The organism is Capnocytophaga periodontitidis (genome assembly GCF_016126015.1).
GTDB lineage: Bacteria > Bacteroidota > Bacteroidia > Flavobacteriales > Flavobacteriaceae > Capnocytophaga > Capnocytophaga periodontitidis.
In genome coordinates, this window is the sequence record NZ_JAEFDB010000003.1 from 167574 (window position 1) to 185519 (window position 17946).

General features: G+C 39.7%; 18 protein-coding genes. 12 read left to right on the top strand and 6 right to left on the bottom strand.

Features of this window, described 5'->3' with window-relative positions:
• Nucleotides 1–25: 25 nt before the first annotated feature.
• On the bottom strand, nucleotides 26–2440 hold the full coding sequence (gene thrA / locus I7X29_RS07025) for a bifunctional aspartate kinase/homoserine dehydrogenase I (protein WP_198473569.1): 2415 nt from the start codon (nucleotides 2438–2440) through the stop codon (nucleotides 26–28).
• 56 nt (nucleotides 2441–2496) lie between these two features.
• Nucleotides 2497–3474, bottom strand: coding sequence for an alpha/beta fold hydrolase (locus I7X29_RS07030; RefSeq protein WP_198473571.1), 978 nt, complete (start codon nucleotides 3472–3474; stop codon nucleotides 2497–2499).
• Nucleotides 3475–3913: 439 nt separating this feature from the next.
• On the opposite strand from I7X29_RS07030, the gene I7X29_RS07035 reads away from it, so the two are divergent.
• Nucleotides 3914–4411, top strand: coding sequence for a lipocalin family protein (locus I7X29_RS07035; RefSeq protein WP_198473573.1), 498 nt, complete (start codon nucleotides 3914–3916; stop codon nucleotides 4409–4411).
• Nucleotides 4412–4440: 29 nt separating this feature from the next.
• Here I7X29_RS07035 and miaB read toward each other — a convergent pair whose 3' ends face one another.
• Nucleotides 4441–5889, bottom strand: a complete 1449-nt coding sequence (gene miaB, locus I7X29_RS07040) for a tRNA (N6-isopentenyl adenosine(37)-C2)-methylthiotransferase MiaB (protein ID WP_009413742.1) — start codon at nucleotides 5887–5889, stop codon at nucleotides 4441–4443.
• A 160-nt stretch (nucleotides 5890–6049) separates the two neighbouring features.
• Here miaB and trpS point away from each other — a divergent pair, with 160 nt between their 5' ends.
• Genes trpS through I7X29_RS07060 form a run of 4 tightly spaced genes read left to right on the top strand, consistent with a single transcriptional unit; the run spans nucleotide 6050 to nucleotide 10033 of the window.
• On the top strand, nucleotides 6050–7018 hold the full coding sequence (trpS, locus tag I7X29_RS07045) for a tryptophan--tRNA ligase (protein ID WP_198473575.1): 969 nt from the start codon (nucleotides 6050–6052) through the stop codon (nucleotides 7016–7018).
• A 1-nt stretch (nucleotide 7019) separates the two neighbouring features.
• Nucleotides 7020–7982: a Gfo/Idh/MocA family protein gene (locus I7X29_RS07050; protein WP_009413740.1), complete on the top strand. Its 963-nt coding sequence runs from the start codon at nucleotides 7020–7022 to the stop codon at nucleotides 7980–7982.
• On the top strand, nucleotides 7979–9394 hold the full coding sequence (locus tag I7X29_RS07055; protein ID WP_088595014.1) for an SPOR domain-containing protein: 1416 nt from the start codon (nucleotides 7979–7981) through the stop codon (nucleotides 9392–9394). The genes I7X29_RS07050 and I7X29_RS07055 overlap by 4 nt, the downstream gene beginning before the upstream one ends.
• A gap of 6 nt (nucleotides 9395–9400) precedes the next feature.
• Nucleotides 9401–10033 carry a 7-carboxy-7-deazaguanine synthase QueE gene (locus I7X29_RS07060; RefSeq protein WP_198473577.1) on the top strand — a complete coding sequence of 211 codons (633 nt, stop codon included), beginning with the start codon at nucleotides 9401–9403 and terminating at the stop codon, nucleotides 10031–10033.
• A gap of 62 nt (nucleotides 10034–10095) precedes the next feature.
• On the opposite strand, the gene I7X29_RS07065 is transcribed toward I7X29_RS07060, so the two are convergent.
• The gene (locus tag I7X29_RS07065; protein WP_198473579.1) at nucleotides 10096–10800 is read right to left on the bottom strand and encodes a class I SAM-dependent methyltransferase; all 705 of its coding nucleotides are present in this window, start codon (nucleotides 10798–10800) and stop codon (nucleotides 10096–10098) included.
• Complete coding sequence (locus I7X29_RS07070; RefSeq protein WP_198473581.1) at nucleotides 10800–11768, bottom strand: DUF438 domain-containing protein; 969 nt, start codon at nucleotides 11766–11768, stop codon at nucleotides 10800–10802. Before I7X29_RS07070 ends, I7X29_RS07065 begins: the two co-directional genes overlap by 1 nt.
• A gap of 109 nt (nucleotides 11769–11877) precedes the next feature.
• Here I7X29_RS07070 and I7X29_RS07075 point away from each other — a divergent pair, with 109 nt between their 5' ends.
• Nucleotides 11878–12162 (top strand): hypothetical protein, encoded by a 285-nt coding sequence (locus I7X29_RS07075; protein ID WP_288868987.1) that lies wholly within the window; start codon nucleotides 11878–11880, stop codon nucleotides 12160–12162.
• Nucleotides 12163–12248: 86 nt separating this feature from the next.
• The gene (locus I7X29_RS15365) at nucleotides 12249–12653 is read left to right on the top strand and encodes a hypothetical protein (RefSeq protein ID WP_225883686.1); all 405 of its coding nucleotides are present in this window, start codon (nucleotides 12249–12251) and stop codon (nucleotides 12651–12653) included.
• Between the two features lie 196 nt (nucleotides 12654–12849).
• On the opposite strand, the gene I7X29_RS07085 is transcribed toward I7X29_RS15365, so the two are convergent.
• Entirely contained in the window at nucleotides 12850–13455 is a 606-nt protein-coding gene (locus I7X29_RS07085) for a superoxide dismutase (protein ID WP_198473583.1), read from the bottom strand.
• A gap of 154 nt (nucleotides 13456–13609) precedes the next feature.
• Here I7X29_RS07085 and I7X29_RS07090 point away from each other — a divergent pair, with 154 nt between their 5' ends.
• The 5 genes from I7X29_RS07090 (at nucleotide 13610) to I7X29_RS07110 (ending at nucleotide 17874) form a co-directional block, all read left to right on the top strand.
• A complete protein-coding gene (locus tag I7X29_RS07090) occupies nucleotides 13610–14482 on the top strand; it encodes a hypothetical protein (RefSeq protein ID WP_198473585.1) in 873 nt (290 codons plus the stop codon).
• A 70-nt stretch (nucleotides 14483–14552) separates the two neighbouring features.
• The gene (locus tag I7X29_RS07095) at nucleotides 14553–14945 is read left to right on the top strand and encodes a hypothetical protein (RefSeq protein ID WP_198473587.1); all 393 of its coding nucleotides are present in this window, start codon (nucleotides 14553–14555) and stop codon (nucleotides 14943–14945) included.
• An 82-nt stretch (nucleotides 14946–15027) separates the two neighbouring features.
• Nucleotides 15028–16029, top strand: a complete 1002-nt coding sequence (locus tag I7X29_RS07100; protein WP_198473589.1) for an outer membrane beta-barrel protein — start codon at nucleotides 15028–15030, stop codon at nucleotides 16027–16029.
• Between the two features lie 30 nt (nucleotides 16030–16059).
• Complete coding sequence (locus I7X29_RS07105; protein WP_198473591.1) at nucleotides 16060–17049, top strand: hypothetical protein; 990 nt, start codon at nucleotides 16060–16062, stop codon at nucleotides 17047–17049.
• Nucleotides 17050–17052: 3 nt separating this feature from the next.
• Nucleotides 17053–17874, top strand: coding sequence for a carboxypeptidase-like regulatory domain-containing protein (locus tag I7X29_RS07110; protein ID WP_198473593.1), 822 nt, complete (start codon nucleotides 17053–17055; stop codon nucleotides 17872–17874).
• Nucleotides 17875–17946: the final 72 nt, after the last annotated feature.

Consider the following 17946-nt stretch of genomic DNA (forward strand, 5'->3'; position numbering starts at 1 on the left):
GTCCCTAACACCTGAAACCTGATACCTAAAGCCTACTTTTCTCTGCTAACCTTAAAATATCGCCAAATACCCCACGTGCGGTTACCGAAGCGCCTGCTCCTGCTCCTTGTATCACGATAGGGTTATCGCCGTAAGATTCAGTGTAAATCTCAAAAATAGAGTCAGCTCCTTTTACCTGACCGAGGGCACTGTTGCGCGGAACGGATACGAGCGATACGTCTAACTGTACCGTTTCGGTAGAGGCTAAGTCGCCGTGAAGGTCGCCTACATAACGCAGTACGTGGTCAGGGGCTTGGGCTTCTTTGATTTGCTGATAAGGTGCGTTGAACTCATCTAAACGTTGCAAAAAGTCTTCCACAGAGCCTTCTCTCAAATGTTCTGGGATAAGGTTTTGTATCTTTACATCAGTAAATTCATTGCCTAAATCGAGTTCGCGGGCTAAGATGAGCAGCTTGCGCCCTACATCGTTACCACAGAGGTCTTCACGAGGGTCGGGTTCGGTATAACCGCTGTTGATAGCGTGTTGGAGCACCTCGCTAAACGGCTTGTTTTCTGCTGAAAAGGTGTTGAACAGATAGCTGAGTGTCCCTGAGAATATTCCCTTAATACGGGTGATGTTCTCGCCCGAATGGTGCAAGAGGCGAATGGTGTCTATCAATGGTAAGCCTGCCCCTACATTGGTTTCGTAGAGATAAGTTTTTTGATGTTGTTTGAGGGTTTTACGCAGTTCTTGGTAGAAACCAAACGAAATAGTATTCGCTATTTTATTAGCCGAAACCAAGTCGTAACCGCTTTTAATAAGTGGAATATAATTATCTACAAAGGTTTTGCTGGCAGTTACATCCACGGCGATGAGGTTCTCTAAGTGATTTTTATCTACAAAGGCTTGCAGAGTGTCGAAACTATAAGGCACAGCTTCTTTATCGAAGGTAGAGCGCCAATTGTTATTAATTCCTTTTGCATTGGTGAGTAGCTGTTGTGAATTGGCGATAGCAACGATACGCAAACTGATGTTCTTGCGGTGCAGTATATTGTCGTGTGCGGCAATCACTTGGTCGATGAGGGTAGCCCCTACGGTACCTTTACCAAAGATTACCAAGTTGATACGGCGCGAAACCCCAAAGATTTCACCGTGAATTACGTTCAATGCCTTGTGGAGTTTTTCGGTTTTGAGTACCAAACTCACATTTCTACCCGTTACGGCATTATTGATGAGTAAAGGAACGATTTGGTTGCGTATCAGTGCGTTATAAGGGTGGTGGAAAGTAGCAAGCGGTTGCCCTACAATAGAAATTACGGCTACATCTTCTACAATGCTCACACTGCTCACATCATTGGTGTAGAAATCGTGTGAGAATTCCTCGTCTATAGCAGCTTTGGCAAGTTTAGCATCTTTAGAAGCTACTACCAAACCTACCCCGCGCTCCGATGACCCTTGCGAGATGATACTCACACTGATACCTTTTTGTGCGAGCGCTTTAAAAATACGAGCATCTACACCCACTTTGCCCAAGAGTCCGCGACCTTCCATCACGATAAGGGCATTGTCTTTAATTACTGAAATAGATTTGATGCCCTCTTGCACGCTTTCTTGGTGAATGAGGGTGCCGGCGTCCTCACTGTTGAAAGTGTTTTTGATACGCAACGGAATGCCTTTTTCAATAAGAGGGATAATAGTTTTGGCGTGAAGTATAGAAGCTCCAAAATTAGCCAATTCATTAGCTTCTTCGTAAGAAAGATGGCGTATAATTTTGGCTTCGGGTACTAACTCAGGATTGGCAGTGAAAATACCATCGACGTGGGTGTAGTTTTGCAGTTCGGAAGCGTTGAGGTAGTTAGCCAAAAGTGCTGCCGAATAGTTGCTGCCATTGCGCCCCAAGGTAGTAGTGTCGCCTTTTTCGGTGGAAGCGATAAAGCCTGTAACCACCACCACGTGATGAGGAGGAATGGTTGCAAAGCGGTCGCGGGTGAGTTTTTCGGATACTGAGTTGATGATTTGTGCATTACCTACTACCGCATCGGTTTTGAAGATTTCACGACTATCTACAAAGGTACTTTCCAAGCCCTTGCGCTGGAGTAGTGCTACCACGAGCTTAGCCGACACCAGTTCGCCTTGTGCCAATACCAAATCTTTGGTCTTAGGGCTGTAATCTTTCAGTAGCGAAACACCTTCAAGGAGTTTTTCGAGCAACTGAAATTCAGGCTCAAACGACATAGCATCCTCATACTGCTGTTCGTCTTTCAGTTGTTGAAAGTCGGCAGTATAATCCTCGCCTTTACTCGCTTTTTCGAGCAAAGCCTCTAATTCATCGGTAGTGTTGCCTCGCGCTGAAACTACTACTGATATAGGTTCAGTTGTAGCAAGCCCAGCAATGATACTGAGTACCTTTTCAATGCCGTCATTGGCAAGTGATTTTCCACCAAATTTTAATATCTTCATCTTATAACAATTAACAATTGAAAATTAACAATTAACAAATTCTTATCTCTTACCTCTTACCTAACAAACACTTTCTTTAAAAACTGTTCTAACTGTTTGTGTTCTATCAGGAAAGCATCGTGACCGTGTACTGAGTGGATTTCGTAATAATCTACGGGTTTGCCCATTTCACGGAGTTCGGTTACGGTATCGCGGTTCTCTTGAGGAACGAAATACAAATCAGAATCGGTGCTTACGATGGTGATGTGTGCGGTGATAGGCGCTACAGCCTCGGCAAAACTGCCCCGTTCTTTTGAAATATCTATGGTTTTCACCAATTGGTTCATCAGTTTGTAGGCGGAGAGTGAGAAGCGTTTGTGCAGCTTGTCGCCGTGGTGTAAGAGCCACGTTTCTACATTGTACAACTGCAACGGAATGTTGGTGGTGCGCTCAAACTTGAGTTTCAACGATTGAGGCGTGCGATAACACAACATCGCGTGGAGGCGTGCATCGTGCAAGGGGTGTGTAGAGTTTTTGAGTATCTGCTCTTGCAAGAGGCAGTTGCCTATAATCCAGTCGGTTGCTTTCCAATCGGCAGCTACGATTACCAATTCTTTGAAAAGAGTAGGGGCGAGGGCTGCCATTTCCCAAGCAATACCACCACCTAACGAGCACCCTACAAGGGCAAATACTTCATTGAGACCTAAATGCTCAGTGAGCACTTGGTTGAAAATACGCGCTATATCTATACCTGCCCAATGCTCATAATTAGGAATCATATCTTCTTCGCGTGCTCCAAAACCATTGCCAGGGATATTAAAAGCTACTACCGTGTATTTAAGGGTATCTATCAATTTTCCTTCACCGATGGCTTCTTTCCACCAGCCGTTTTCACCCGTTACTTGTGAATTGCCTGTAAAAGCGTGGTTTACTACCACCACCGGAGCTGTGCCTAAGGCTTTTCCAAATACTTGATAATACACCCTAAGAGCGGGAATACGCACCCCGTAGGAGGTGACAAAATCAGTAAGAGTATAATGCAAAATATCTGACATAGGTTATGGGGAATATTTCTGTAACTATTATTTCAAATAGCGATTTTTTCTATTTGAAACGTAATGTACTCTGTATATGTAATTAAAGCGGCGCAAAAGTAAGAATGTTTTTCTTATAAAACAAGTTTTTGACAATGAATTGTTTAAATTTACTGATTTGTCAATAATCTTATATCATTTAGAATTATCGAGATAATGAAAATTGTTAAACAAAATAAACATTCGTAACTATACACTTATTTTCTTTGGTAAGAAGGAAGGTTATGAACGAAAAATAGCAGTTTTGAAGGCTAAATTTTCAGCTGAAGAGTTAAAAAAATGAAAGAATGTGTAGATTATTACTATAAATACAATCCACCTACTGAAAAAATACTATTCTCTTGTAGTATCTTCTAAATAAAATTTTGTACATTTGTAGCGAATTTTAAACTTTATAGCAATGAAAAAAATATTATTAATAGCACTTTCTGTGATAGCTTTCACAGCGTGCACTAAAAAAGACAATGAGGATACTAAGCATCCTAAAGAATTACAAGGTACTTGGGTTTATGAAAAATCAATTTTGCCTGATGGTAAATTGTTTTCTGAGATAACTTCTTCTGAACAAATAGAATGTTCCAAAAAGACCAAATATACCTTTTATGGTGAGTTTTTAACTTCAGAAGAACATATTTTCAAAGGGGGTAATTGCCAGCAAAATACAGCTAGCGTAAAGTATTTTGTAGAAAATAATAAACTATGTTTAGATAATGGCAATGGTGTTGTACTTAAAGCTTATGATATAGTTAGTCTCACCTCCACACAGTTTGTTTTTAAATACAATAGTGAACTTAAAACATTTTTGTACTCCCAAATACCTTATGACCCAGATCTTAAAGGAAAAGGTTATACTATTGATGACATTTTGAATGTAACAATCACTTATCGAAAACTATAAATAAAAAAGCTGCCTCACGGGCAGCTTTTTTATTGTCGTTTATCACTAATTCCTATCGCTTTTCCTATAAGGGTTGTTGAGGTGCAATTTGTTATTTCAACTAATACAAAATCACCTACTTTATAGTCTTCTTTCGGGAATACAACCACAGTGTTTTGGGTGTTGCGACCCATCCATTCAGCAGCTGATTTTTTAGAAGTCCCCTCAATGAGTACTTCAACAACCTTACCTACTTGGGCTTGAGTGCGGTACAAGCTGTGTTTTTGTTGTAAGTCAATAATTTCGGCAAGACGGCGTTTTTTTACTTCTTCAGGTACATCGTCTTCTATTTTGCGGGCGGCTAATGTGCCAGGGCGCTCAGAATAGGCAAACATAAATCCAAAATCGTACTTCACATATTCCATTAGCGAAAGTGTATCGCGGTGATCTTCTTCAGTTTCGGTGGGGAAACCAGCAATCATATCTTGCGAAATAGCACATTCAGGGATGCGTTCGCGTATGCTATCGATGAGTGTGAAGTACTCTTCGCGAGTGTGGAGGCGGTTCATTGCTTTGAGAATACGATTGCTACCGCTCTGTACTGGCAGGTGGATATACTTACAAATATTAGGATGTTTCGCCATTGTGTCAATCACATCAAGGGTCATATCCTGCGGATTAGAAGTAGAAAAGCGGATGCGCATTTCAGGCTGAGCTGTAGCCACCATATCGAGGAGTTTTGCGAAGTTGATAGCAGTAGCTTGTTGCATCTCACTTGCTTTGCTAAAATCCTTTTTGAGTCCGCCGCCATACCATAAGTAACTATCTACATTTTGCCCCAAGAGAGTCACCTCTTTAAAGCCGCGCGCTTGGAGGTCGGCTATTTCGTTAAGGATAGAGTAGGGATCACGGCTGCGCTCACGTCCGCGAGTGAAAGGCACGATGCAGAAAGTGCACATATTGTCGCAACCACGTGTAATCGATACAAATGCTGTTACTCCATTGCTATTGAGACGGATAGGTGCAATATCAGCATAAGTTTCATCTTTAGAGAGAATCACATTCACTGCCTCGCGACCTTCTTCTACTTCTTCAAGAAGATTAGGCAAATCTTTATAAGCATCAGGACCTACTACCATATCCACAATTTTTTCCTCTTCAAGGAAAGCGTGTTTTACCCTTTCAGCCATACAACCCAATACGCCCACTTTCATCGTTGGTTTCTTGCGTTTGTACACATTGAACTGTTCCAAGCGCTTGCGAATAGTTTGTTCTGCCTTTTCGCGCACCGAACAGGTGTTGATGAGCACCAAATCGGCTTCATCAACCGTGTCGGTAGTGTTATAGCCCGCTTTGGAAAGGATAGAAGCCACAATTTCACTGTCGGAGAAATTCATTTGGCAACCATAACTCTCGATGTATAGTTTTTTGGAATTGTTGTTATCAGCTTGTAGTACAAGGCTTTGCCCTTGTTTACTTTCGTCTATTTCTTTAGCCATAGAGGTTTTGAGTTTCTGAATTGAGGGCGCAAAGATACAAAACAATTGATAATTAACAATTGATAAGTAGCAAAAGAGGACTAATAGCTATTTTGCTATTTCTAAAATATTTATTACCTTTGCGCTTTGAACTAATAATTAACAACTAACGACTGATTATATGGCTCGTGTTTTAACAGGTATTCAAAGTACCGGTACTCCTCATTTGGGGAATATTCTGGGGGCAATTCTCCCCGCTGTGCAAATGGCGTCAGATCCTGCTAATGAATCGTTTCTGTTCATTGCCGATATGCACTCTCTCACTCAAATAAAAGACGGCGCTCTCCTTCGCGCCAATACTTATAGCGTCGCTGCCACTTGGTTAGCTTTTGGTTTAGATACAAACAAAGTTACTTTCTACCGCCAGAGCGACGTACCTCAAACTGCTGAACTCTCGTGGTATTTAGCGTGTTTTTTTCCTTACCAACGCCTCACCCTCGCCCATTCGTTTAAAGACAAAATGGACTACTTGCAAGATGTAAATGCAGGGCTCTTTACTTACCCTATGTTGATGGCTGCCGATATCCTCCTCTATGATGCTGAGGTGGTACCTGTAGGTAAAGACCAATTGCAACACCTCGAAATTACCCGCGATGTGGCTTCTCGTTTCAATCATCAAATGGGTGAAACTTTTGTGTTGCCACAAGCTAAAATAGAGGAGAAAATAATGATTATCCCTGGTACCGATGGTGAGAAAATGAGCAAATCACGCAACAACTTCATCAATATTTTCTTACCCGAAAAACAACTCCGCAAGCAAATAATGGCAATCCAAACTGATAGTACGCCTTTAGAAGCTCCTAAAGACCCCGATACTTGCAACGTGATGCGCCTCTACCGTCTATTAGCTTCTCCTGAGCGAATACAAACGATGGAAGCTGCTTACCGCGCTGGTGGTTACGGTTTTGGCAATGCCAAACAAGCCCTCTACGAACTGATATTAGAAAAATTTGCTACCCCACGTGAACGCTACAATTACTATATGGAGCATTTAGATGAACTCGATGCTATCCTCAAAGAAGGTGCTGCCAAAGCACACCGTGTAGCCGATGAAACTTTGCGTAGGGTACGTGCTAAAATAGGATATTAAAATGACAAAACTAAAAGCAGGCGTCCTCGGTGCAGGACATTTAGGAAAGATACATTTGCGATTGCTCAACCAATCGGATAGATATGAACTCGTAGGTTTTTACGACCCCGATGAAGCTAATGCTCAAAAAGTGAGCGAAGAATTTGGCTACAAGCGTTTTGATAGTATAGAAGCCCTTATTGCCGAATGTGATATGGTGGATGTGGTAACTCCAACTCTCAATCACTTTGTGTGTGCTGAAAAGATTATCAAAGCGGGCAAACACCTCTTTATCGAAAAACCTATCGCTACTACAGTAGAAGAAGCTGAAGCGATTATCGCCCTTGCCAAAGCACATCACGTGAAAGGACAAGTAGGTCACGTAGAGCGTTTTAACCCTGCCTTTACAGCTGTACGCAACCAAATTCACAACCCTATGTTCATCGAGGCACACCGCTTGGCTGAGTTCAACCCTCGTGGTACCGATGTACCCGTAGTGCTCGACTTGATGATTCACGATATCGACGTGATTTTGAGCGTTGTAAAATCAAAAGTGAAACACATTTCGGCAAGTAGTGCAATGGTCATCAGTCATTCACCCGATATTACCAATGCCCGTTTGGAGTTTGAAAATGGTTGTGTAGCCAATATCACCGCCAGCCGTATCTCTATGAAAAATATGCGCAAAAGTCGTTTTTTCCAGAAAGACGCTTATATATCTGTAGACTTTTTGGAGAAAAAAGTAGAAGTGGTGAAAATGAAAGACGCCCCCGAAGTGCCGGGTGATTTCGATATGATATTACAAAATGCGGAAGGAGAGCGCCGTCAAATTTATTTTGAATACCCTGAAATACATAATAACAACGCTATCTTAGACGAACTTGAGAGCTTTGCCGATGCTATAGAAAACGATACAACTCCTATGGTTACCCTCGAACAAGGCACTGAAGCCCTTAGAATAGCCAAACAAATTGTAAGTCTATGAAACAACTCATTACGCTCTTAATTTGTGTAGTAGTGAGCCCACTATCAATGGCACAATCTGCTACCGATTTTAAAATCCGCTACGAAACTTTTATCAAAGGGGATATTAAAATTATAGGGAATAACATCCTCAACCGCAAGGAAAAACGCGATACACCTAACGACCCTTACAACGATCGAAGTCCTAAAGCAAAACTCAACGATGAGTTTGATATGCAATACATTGATATTGATAGCGACCCTAGCACGTTTTCATCTAGTAGTGCCAACTTCGCGTATGAAAGTGCAGGGGGAGGCAAGGTGGCTTATGCAGGTTTGTACTGGTCGGCTACTTATCCGTATGCTAAAGGACAGCTAAAAGGTAGTAAAAACACTATTATTGATGCTAATAGAGAAGATGCGAGTAGTGTATTACTCAAAATACCTGAGAACAATACTTATGTGCCTATAAACGGCGAATTGATATTTGATGGTCGTACCGATTCCGATTTGAAAAACTCAGCACCTTATGTGTATTACGCCAATGTAACTAATTTGTTAGCAGCTGCAAATACTGTAGAAGGAGAGTACACCGTTGCTAATGTAAAGGCTGCCTTAGGGCAAGTAGAAGGAGGTTCGGCTGCAGGTTGGGCACTCGTGATAGTTTACGAGAATGCCAATAGCAATATCAAAAAAATAATTACTTACGACGGTTTTTCGGCAATTACTAACGACGCTGCTAAAACTTTCACCTTTAGTGGTTTTAAAACTCCTGAAGCAGGTGATTTCAAAACTCGCATTATGGGGGTCACCCTTGAGGGTGATTTTAATATGATGGGCGACAATGTTTCTATAGGTGTACCTGCCAGTGGTAAAACTACTTCTTTAGAAACCAAATTACGCCCTAATCAAAACTTTTTTAGTAGTGCCATTACTTATAACGATGAGATGGTGAAAACGCGCAAACCTAACAGTGAGAATACTTTAGGCTTCGATATTTTCCGTATGGATATAAAGAACGACAACCAATATCTCATTCCTAACAACGCTACCTCATTAGATTTGAGCTATACCCGTAGTCGCGACCGTTATTACTTGTTCCTCACAGCTTTGGAAATAGAGAACAACCCTAAAGAGATTACCCAATTGCACCGTAGTACCCGTGTGACTAAACTTACCGCAAAAGATACTGAAAAAGGATATTACGTGATTGTAGGGGTTTTCCTCAATATCAACAATGTGAATAATAGAGTAGAAGAGATGAAAAAATGGGGCTATGATGCTCAAGTGTATTACAACCGCGACCAAGTGTTGAACTTCATTTATGTGGCTCGTTACGACAAGTATGAAGATGCAGTGAAAAAGGTAGACGAAATACGCGAAAATACCGAAATCCCCGACCCTTGGATTTTGGATGTTGCCAATTACGATTAATTTTAGATGTTAAACAAGAATACACAAGTAGCCTTGCAGAAGGGGGAGCTTCTCCCCCTGATGGAGGCTTTTTACAGCTTACAAGGTGAAGGTTTTTACAAAGGAACTGCCGCTTACTTCATTCGCTTAGGCGGTTGTGATGTAGGCTGTCATTGGTGTGATGTAAAGGAAAGTTGGGCTGCCGAAGCACACCCTTTAGTGCCTGTAGATACTATTGTAACCGATGCCTTAGCACTCTCCAAAACTATGATCATCACGGGAGGAGAACCCTTGATGTGGAATTTAGATCTCCTTACCGAAAAACTGAGAGCTGCAGGGGCGCGCACTCATATCGAAACTTCAGGGGCTCATCCGCTGTCAGGTACTTTTGATTGGATATGCCTCTCTCCTAAAAAAATAAAACGCCCCGTAGGAGACGTTCTTCAAAAAGCTAATGAGCTCAAAATGGTGATTTACAACAACAACGACTTCCTTTTCGCTGAAGAAATGGCTGCACAAGTATCACCAGATTGCCTGCTCTATCTACAACCCGAGTGGAGCAAACGCGATAAGGTAATCCCCAAGATTGTAGATTATGTAATGGCTCACCCTCAGTGGAAAGCCTCCTTACAAATGCATAAATACCTTGATATTAGGTAATTAGATAATGTGATAATTAGAAAATGTGAAGCTACCCAATCATTTGCTAATTTCCTAATCTGCTAATTTCCTAATTTTGCAAGATAATCAAAGTGTTCACCTTCGGCGATAAGTTCACATTCTAAGCCTACTGAAATAGCTACATTCTGCAAAGTATTGTAATCTACATACATCCACGGGAAAGGTTTTTCTTTCTGTCCCTTGTACTTCACCACGTAATCCACTTCTCCGTAATAATCGAAATAGAGCGGTACATCATAACTGCCATCAGGGTTTTCATCGAACATATAGATAATATCAGATGAGTCGGTGAGAATTTGTCCGTGCGGAGCTAAAAGTGTTTTGAGGTGAGCATAGAAAGCGCCCATTTTTTTGAGTCGTCCACACATACCTGCGCCATTCATCAGTAAGAGAATGGTGTCGTACTGCCCTGAAGTTTCCAATACATTCTGTACTTGGGCGTTGCGTAAGCCTCTCAACAGGCACGCCTCAATAGCCTTAGGCGATAGGTCGATAGAATGTACTTCAAGTTTGCGTTCATTCTGCAAATAGAGACCGTGAGAGCCTGCCCCACAGCCTACTTCTAATACTTTTCCTTTTGCCATTTGTAGAGCTTTTTGCTCTAATGCAGGCATCTGTTCAAAGGAACGAAACAAATAAGGCAAGGGCAATACATCTTCCTCGGAAATAGTAGTTTCCGTTTTGATATCTTCAGTATATTGCCCTTGCTGATAATCTAAAATAGCTTGCCCGAATAAGTCTTTCATTAGTTATCCCATTCTAATAGGCGACGTTCCCCTTCTATTTTTTGAATATCGGTAATATCTTGCGACATTTCAATCACGCCTTTGTAGTTCTTTTCTTTATCGCGTACCGCAAAATAACGCACATAGATAAGGCGACCGCGATAATTGAACCAGAAATTAGCTTCGTTTTGAGTACCTGCTTTGAAGTTCTCTACGATTTTAAGCACCGTGCCCACGCTCTTAGGAGGGTGACAGAACTTCACTTCGCGCCCTATAATACCAGCACTGCGAGGGAATACACGTTCTTCGCCGCGGTTGTAGAAAATCACGCGGTCGTGTTCATCTACAAAAGTGATATCAATAGGGAGAGTTTTGAGCAAGAGGTTCACCTGTTCAACAGTCATATAGCCCTCATCATAATGGGCAGCAGCATCATCAAATTTAACATCGGTGCGGCGTTCGGTATCCATTGAAGGGTGTACATATACAGGTTCATTGGGGTTGTTGTTAGGGTAGGGGGCAGGTTCATCTTTCAGCATCCAGCCTATTTCTTCCTCGCCTTTGCGCATTTCAATCCAATCTTCTTCGGTGAGCAACTGCAAAGCATTAGGGAAGAGAATATTAGCTTCTACATTTAGCAAACGACCTAAGTTTTCTTCGATATAGCGCACATTAGTTTGTGCCGCATCAAGGTCTTTTTCTTCTAAGTTTTTGCGTACTAAGCGGAAGATATCGCGAATGGTATCGTGAAAAGACCACATATTCTGTGAAGGATTCATCCAGCCGCGTTTTTCCAAGAAAGGAAAGAGCTGGTTTTCCTTGCGAGCAAAGTGTTTTTCTACGGTTGCCAAATGGTTGAACACGTTGTAGAATTTCTGATAATCGGTATGAGGGTCTATGCTAAGTAGCTCGTCCATTAGTGAGTAAATAAGGTCAGCTTCAAGCATATAGGTATGCACGGGGTGTCCTGCGGGTAAAGTTTGTTCCATAAATGATTTTATTTTAGGAGGCAAAGGTATGAAATAATTTGCTAATTTACCAATTTGTTGATTAGCAAATCAAAAAAAGATGTATATTTGTACCTTAAAAAATAACATTGTGAAAGAGTTCATTCATATAGGGCAGCGGTTGATTTTATTAGTTGTAGTATGGATATTGTCATTCATTCCTATCTCGATATTCACTACTAAAAGTTCTTGTGCGACAGGTGATGTGTTTGTATTTGCCTTTTGGATAGGATTATTTTGTGGACTTTATGGTATATTTTTGGTGATAGAGGCTTATTTTTTGTCGCAGAAGCGAGAGCGAGGTTGTGCTATAGCAAATATAGTAATGGCTATTCCACTTTTGTTGTTACTATTAGGAGCATTAGCTTTGTTATAGCTAATAAATTGATAAGAAAGAGTAAATATAAAACCTTCTGAATCCAATGAAACTATATGGAATTATTTTTATAAAAATTACAACAAATGATGAACGTACTTTATTATTATATTTATCTTTTTAATGTGAAGTTTTTGCCTTATACTTTCTCAGATTTAAACACTGTTTGGATATTAGGATCTTTATTTGCTTTAATAGTCAATTCTTCACTTAATATGGGATTGGCATATTTTTTTGGTTATACTTTAGGTCGTTTTCAAATACTAAGTATAATAATACTTCTGGTGATTTTCTTTCACTTTAAATACGATAGAAGTGGTAGAGGAAAACGAATTGTTAAAAAAGAAAAACCTAAGTTTTTGGGTAGCAATATAGCTTCTATAATACTAACAATTTTATTTTTTTTGATAAGTATATCATTCTTTTTATTTAGTGAAGATGTAGTAAAAGAAATATTAGAAAAGAAAAAAGCTACTACCTTACCTATGTAATCAAAAAGATGTATATTTGTCCCTTAAAATCATTATAACTATGGAAGAAGTGCTACCTCATATTGCTAAACGCGTTTTATTGCTCATATTATTGTGGATACTTCCATTTTTTATAGCCATATTCGTCTTTAGAATATAAAAAATAAAGCCTCCTAATCTCTCAGGAGGCTCTTTTTGTATTGTGTTTGTCGTGCTACTACTTATGTGCGCTGTAGAGTTCAGCAACTTTTGCCCAATTGATTACGTTAAAAAACGCTTCGATATAATCAGGACGACGGTTTTGATAATGCAAGTAGTAAGCGTGTTCCCATACATCTAATCCTAAGATGGGGAAACCGCCACAACCTGTGTTAGGCATCAACGGGTTATCTTGATTTGCAGTAGAGCAAATCTCTACTTTGCCGCCTTTGTGAACACAAAGCCAAGCCCAGCCTGATCCAAAACGGGTAGCTGCAGCTTTGCTAAAAGCCTCTTTAAAACCTTCAAAACTGCCAAAAGCCTCATCAATTGCTTTAGCGAGTTCTCCAGTAGGTTTGCCACCGCCATTGGGGCTCATTATTTCCCAAAAAAGATTGTGATTGTAGAATCCACCAGCGTTGTTGCGAAGCGCAGCGTTGTTCATATCGAGGTTTGTAAGAATCTCCTCAATACTTTTGCCTTCTACCCCAGCAGAAGCCAAAGCGGCATTCAAGTTGGTTGTATAGGCATTATGGTGTTTTGTATGGTGAATTTCCATTGTACGCGCATCGATATAAGGCTCAAGTGCGTTGTAAGCATAAGGTAATGCAGGTAGTGTAAACATAATATATTCTTTTTAAATTTGTTGCAAAATTACTATAAAAATAAATGAGTGAGAGTATTTCAGTTATAGATTTTTCTTATAAAGCTATAGTTTTATTTGCAAAAGAGAGCGTTTCTACTTATTTTTGTCCTCTGAATAACGTAACTTATTAATTATGAAACATTATATTCTATTTTTCTTTGGTAGTTTTTTGTGGGCTACCTATGCACAAGAATTGCCCTTGTTAGACCGTCTTTCAGCTATCAAAAACGGCAATAGAGAGTTTTATGCGATTGATGGCTATACCATTACTAATGAAGATTTGAAGCTTCCTTTTGATGAAAAGGGTTTTAAGAAGGCTTACCGAAAGTTGAAAATCAATGCGCAAGACGCACAGCCTAACCCTCGCATACTCACTGATAACTATGTGGTTAATAGAGATAAAGAGGGGTATGTAGAGTCTCTTTATTTTGTGAAAAGCCCAGCAAATACTATTTCCCTTGTTTGGTTTTCAAAACTGAGAGATAGAGAGGTTGAGGTAGAAGAAGCCTTAGTAAACCTCATTGTTGAAAATAAAATCCCTCAGGAATTATTTGCTCCCACCGATGCCAGAAGTATTGATTTTGCAGGACGAAAAATCCCGATGTTAAACGACTGTTATTTCACGGGTATCAACATAGTGCAATGTCCATACAACGGCGAAATGAATTGGGGAGTGTACCGCACTTTGGAAGACGCTCAACAAGCTGTAGCCGACCAGTTTGCAGCCAACAAACAACGCAAGATTGTCAAACCTATAGAAGAGCAAGAAGTTGAGGTATTTTTTGAAGAGGTACCCACCAAAGCCAAGAGAGTAGTATTTGATATCAAGGGAATTGTATCGGCTTTAGCAGGGATGTCGGGCGGAAAAACCCTTACGGTGTACTATGTAGCACAAGTGGTGCGCAATCGCCCTATTGCTTGTGTGATGAGCTTTTGGAATAATGATAATATCAATGCTACAACAGGCTTGCCTCCGCTCTTGAGTCGTGTAATGCGATTGAAATAAATGGTTAATTTGCTAATTTGCAAATTATTTGTACTTTTGCACCATTAAATAATTCTAAAAATAACAAACAATGAAAAAAACAATTCTTTTATTAGTTGCTATCTTTGCGATGGTAGCTTGCGGCAAAAGCGATGACAGCAAAGACGGAGGTTCTTCCTCAGGAAAATTTAATCCTCCTGCTTGGATTCAAGGTAAATGGTTAAACAAATCAGCTGGAGGAAACATAGGTTATGAATTTGCAAAAAATGATATTTGCGTTATAGCCAATACTACAACTTTATGTCATGGTAGTGGGGTAAATGCAGATTTCACTACTAACGTTAAAGAAGAATCAACAGATAAAGTCTATAAAGTTTCTTTCACAGTGAGTGGTACTATAATGAAATCTTATGAATTTACTAAAGTATCAGATAAAACTATCACTTCTAATGAGCATCCAGGTATGATATTGACTAAACAATAAATAACATATCTAAAAAAAAAAGACTTAACGCAGAAGGAGTTAAGTCTTTTTTATTTATAAATCAAACAAATAAATCCCCATCATGAAACAAATTGTATCACTCATCACTCTATGCCTCGCCCCCTATCTTTGGGCACAAACCCCTTTTGAAAACATTATCCAGAAATCAAAAAATACGTTTGACTCCTTAAAACTTGCTGAAGATAACCAGAGGTATTATAAATTGGAGTTGCTTAGATACTTGTTCAACAAAGAGAAAATTACCTCAGAACAGTATGACAAAATGGCAAAGGAAATCCGCGAGGCTAACGAGCAACACATTCTGCTACATTACTACAAACAAGCCTTGCAATTGAACTCTGAACTCCAGCAAAAAAACTCTCAAATCGCTATAGATACCGTCCCTAAAACAACCACTCTCGACAGCCTCATTACCGATGAGCTGAAAGCTGCTTACGAAGAAGAAAAAAGACAGTTCTATATGAATAGAAGGCGATATAATGACGATAAATATAGTAAAATATACCCCCGACCTTATATGGCAATGGGCTTGCAAACAGCAACAGGCGACAGCAATCACCTTAAACCTCATCTCCATACCGATTTAGGTTTGGGACTTATAGCACGCATCAGCAAAAAACAACGACTCTTCTTTAGCACAGGCTTGGTGTGGCAAAACAACCGATTTGAAATCAAAGGCGATAACTATTTTGTAACAGAAAATGAAACCTCGCGCTTAGTGCCTTATGGAAAACCCTTGAAAAGCTCAAAATTGCGTCTGCATTACCTTATCATTCCTATCGAATTGCAAAAGAAAATTAGAGAAAGCCATATAGGAATAGGTTGTTATTTTGGTGCTCTCATAGATGCTACTCAAAAAATTAAATATGAAGAAAATGATGAGGATTACAAACTCGTTCTTCGCAACAATCTAAAGCCTAATAGAGCCACTTATGGGGTTTCTGCTCAAATAGGCTATGGAGGTTTTGCTATCTATGCCAAATACAGCTTAGCTCCTCTCTTCCAAAATAGCCCTACCGAGATACATCCCCTTTCTATAGGATTGAGTTTTTATCTCAATTGACAAATTGACAAATTGAAAAATCAAAAAACGATGAAACAATTTTTATCATTTATCTTCCTGCTTTTGGCAGCAAATCTCTTAGCTCAGAATCCTTTTGAAAGAGAGATTTTACAATCGAAATATACCATCGATTCATTGGTGGCTACCGAAAAGAAACTGATGTTACAGAAGGAGGAAGCTATTCAACAGCTGCTTAGTGAAGGAAAAATTACCAAAAAGCAAAGCGTGAAAATGCTTAAGGAAATTAAAGAGGTATGGCAACACAATGTACAAGTGCACAGCTATAAAGAGGGCTTGCGCCTCTCAACGCTTATCCAGAAAAAAGCTACTGAAATAAAATTAGACACCTTGCTTCGCTCTTCAAATCTCGATAGCGTAATGACTGTTGAAGAGAGAAAACAGTATCGCCAAAAAATACAAACTATAGATTCTCTCCCTGAAAATTCTTTAAAAGAAGAAGCTAAAACAAATATCAACATAAGCTTTGGAGTAGGGATGCGCGCTACTACAAACAGCAATTTTAAACCTGCTACCTCTGTTGAATTAGCTTTTATAGCCAATACACGTATCCATTCCGCTAAACGCTTGTACCTTCAATACGGTTTTTCGGTAGTAGGTGAAAATTTAAATATCAAAAACAATAAATATTTTGTTCTTGACAACGAAGTCACTAAATTGGTGCCTTATGAGCGTTCTTTAGATGTATCTCGCTTGCGCACAAGCTATTTCACATTGATGGCAGGTGTAGAAAAGAAGTTCCCTTCAAAAATTCGTATAGGGGCAGGAGGTTACTTTGGTAGCCTGATAAATGCTAAACAGAGAATAAAATACGGAGAAGGTGATAAAGACTATGATGTATGGCTAAAACACGATATAAAGGCAAATCCACTCACTTATGGGCTTTCAGCACATATAGGCTATGGCGTTATAGCCTTGTATGCCAAATATAGTTTAGCTCCCCTTTTCAAAAATAGTCCTGATAACACATACCCCTTTGTAATAGGTCTCAAATTCTGGTAATATATGCTGAAAATTTACTTCTTTCTGTTGTCAATATTCTTTTCACTGCCTTGTTTAGCACAAAATAGGGTGGTGAATACCCATCACGAGCCTATAGAATACGTGAATGTAGGGATAGTAGGCACTAATAAAGGAATTATTAGTGATGAAAACGGCTATTTTTCACTTGAAAAACTTGGGGTAAAACCTACAGATAGCATCTATTTTTCTCATTTAAGCTATCAACATAAAGTATTAGCTTATCGCGATATTTCCAAAGAAATACAACTTACCGAAGCTGTGTTCGACTTGCCTACTACTACCCTAAAAATGAAAAAACCTAAAGTGCGTGACGTAAAAAGTAAAGGAATCACAACCTTTTTTACGCTCTACGGCGAGATGAAACACTATTTTCAAGAAGAAAATGGAGTGTTATCGGAATTAGGTGATTTTGTAACCCTCCCTAATGATACCCAGCTCACCGAGTTCAGTATTGAGGTGAAAGAAAGCACTTTCTATTTAGCAGTATTACGCGTAGTAGTGTATCAAACCGATAAAGAGCACAAAACCTTTACCCCCCTGATTAAAGAACCTATCTACATCAATCTATTCCCTACCGATAAACCACAAACGTTTACCCATAAACTATCAATATTAGCACCCAAAGGCGAATTGTGGGTAGGGGTACAATTTGTAGAAATGAGAGGCAAGGACGATGCGACCCTCTCTTTCCACGGCACTACCAATACCTGCTGGTTACGTTTCCCTAACAATACCATTAGAAAAGTAAACCGAGGATTAGGCATTCCCTTTACTGTAAAAGGCTACGACCTCATTAAACAATAAAATCCAACTTTGCTAAAGTTAAATAATTTGCTAATTGACAAATTTTTTAATTATTTTCCAACCTTTTTATTT

What these genes read in the sequence shown, in the direction of transcription:
- thrA (WP_198473569.1), bottom strand. Translation starts at nt 2,440, where the DNA reads ATGAAGATATTAAAATTTGGTGGAAAATCACTTGCCAATGACGGCATT.
- I7X29_RS07030 (WP_198473571.1), bottom strand. Translation starts at nt 3,474, where the DNA reads ATGTCAGATATTTTGCATTATACTCTTACTGATTTTGTCACCTCCTAC.
- I7X29_RS07035 (WP_198473573.1), top strand. Translation starts at nt 3,914, where the DNA reads ATGAAAAAAATATTATTAATAGCACTTTCTGTGATAGCTTTCACAGCG.
- miaB (WP_009413742.1), bottom strand. Translation starts at nt 5,889, where the DNA reads ATGGCTAAAGAAATAGACGAAAGTAAACAAGGGCAAAGCCTTGTACTA.
- trpS (WP_198473575.1), top strand. Translation starts at nt 6,050, where the DNA reads ATGGCTCGTGTTTTAACAGGTATTCAAAGTACCGGTACTCCTCATTTG.
- I7X29_RS07050 (WP_009413740.1), top strand. Translation starts at nt 7,020, where the DNA reads ATGACAAAACTAAAAGCAGGCGTCCTCGGTGCAGGACATTTAGGAAAG.
- I7X29_RS07055 (WP_088595014.1), top strand. Translation starts at nt 7,979, where the DNA reads ATGAAACAACTCATTACGCTCTTAATTTGTGTAGTAGTGAGCCCACTA.
- I7X29_RS07060 (WP_198473577.1), top strand. Translation starts at nt 9,401, where the DNA reads ATGTTAAACAAGAATACACAAGTAGCCTTGCAGAAGGGGGAGCTTCTC.
- I7X29_RS07065 (WP_198473579.1), bottom strand. Translation starts at nt 10,800, where the DNA reads ATGAAAGACTTATTCGGGCAAGCTATTTTAGATTATCAGCAAGGGCAA.
- I7X29_RS07070 (WP_198473581.1), bottom strand. Translation starts at nt 11,768, where the DNA reads ATGGAACAAACTTTACCCGCAGGACACCCCGTGCATACCTATATGCTT.
- I7X29_RS15365 (WP_225883686.1), top strand. Translation starts at nt 12,249, where the DNA reads ATGATGAACGTACTTTATTATTATATTTATCTTTTTAATGTGAAGTTT.
- I7X29_RS07085 (WP_198473583.1), bottom strand. Translation starts at nt 13,455, where the DNA reads ATGTTTACACTACCTGCATTACCTTATGCTTACAACGCACTTGAGCCT.
- I7X29_RS07090 (WP_198473585.1), top strand. Translation starts at nt 13,610, where the DNA reads ATGAAACATTATATTCTATTTTTCTTTGGTAGTTTTTTGTGGGCTACC.
- I7X29_RS07095 (WP_198473587.1), top strand. Translation starts at nt 14,553, where the DNA reads ATGAAAAAAACAATTCTTTTATTAGTTGCTATCTTTGCGATGGTAGCT.
- I7X29_RS07100 (WP_198473589.1), top strand. Translation starts at nt 15,028, where the DNA reads ATGAAACAAATTGTATCACTCATCACTCTATGCCTCGCCCCCTATCTT.
- I7X29_RS07105 (WP_198473591.1), top strand. Translation starts at nt 16,060, where the DNA reads ATGAAACAATTTTTATCATTTATCTTCCTGCTTTTGGCAGCAAATCTC.
- I7X29_RS07110 (WP_198473593.1), top strand. Translation starts at nt 17,053, where the DNA reads ATGCTGAAAATTTACTTCTTTCTGTTGTCAATATTCTTTTCACTGCCT.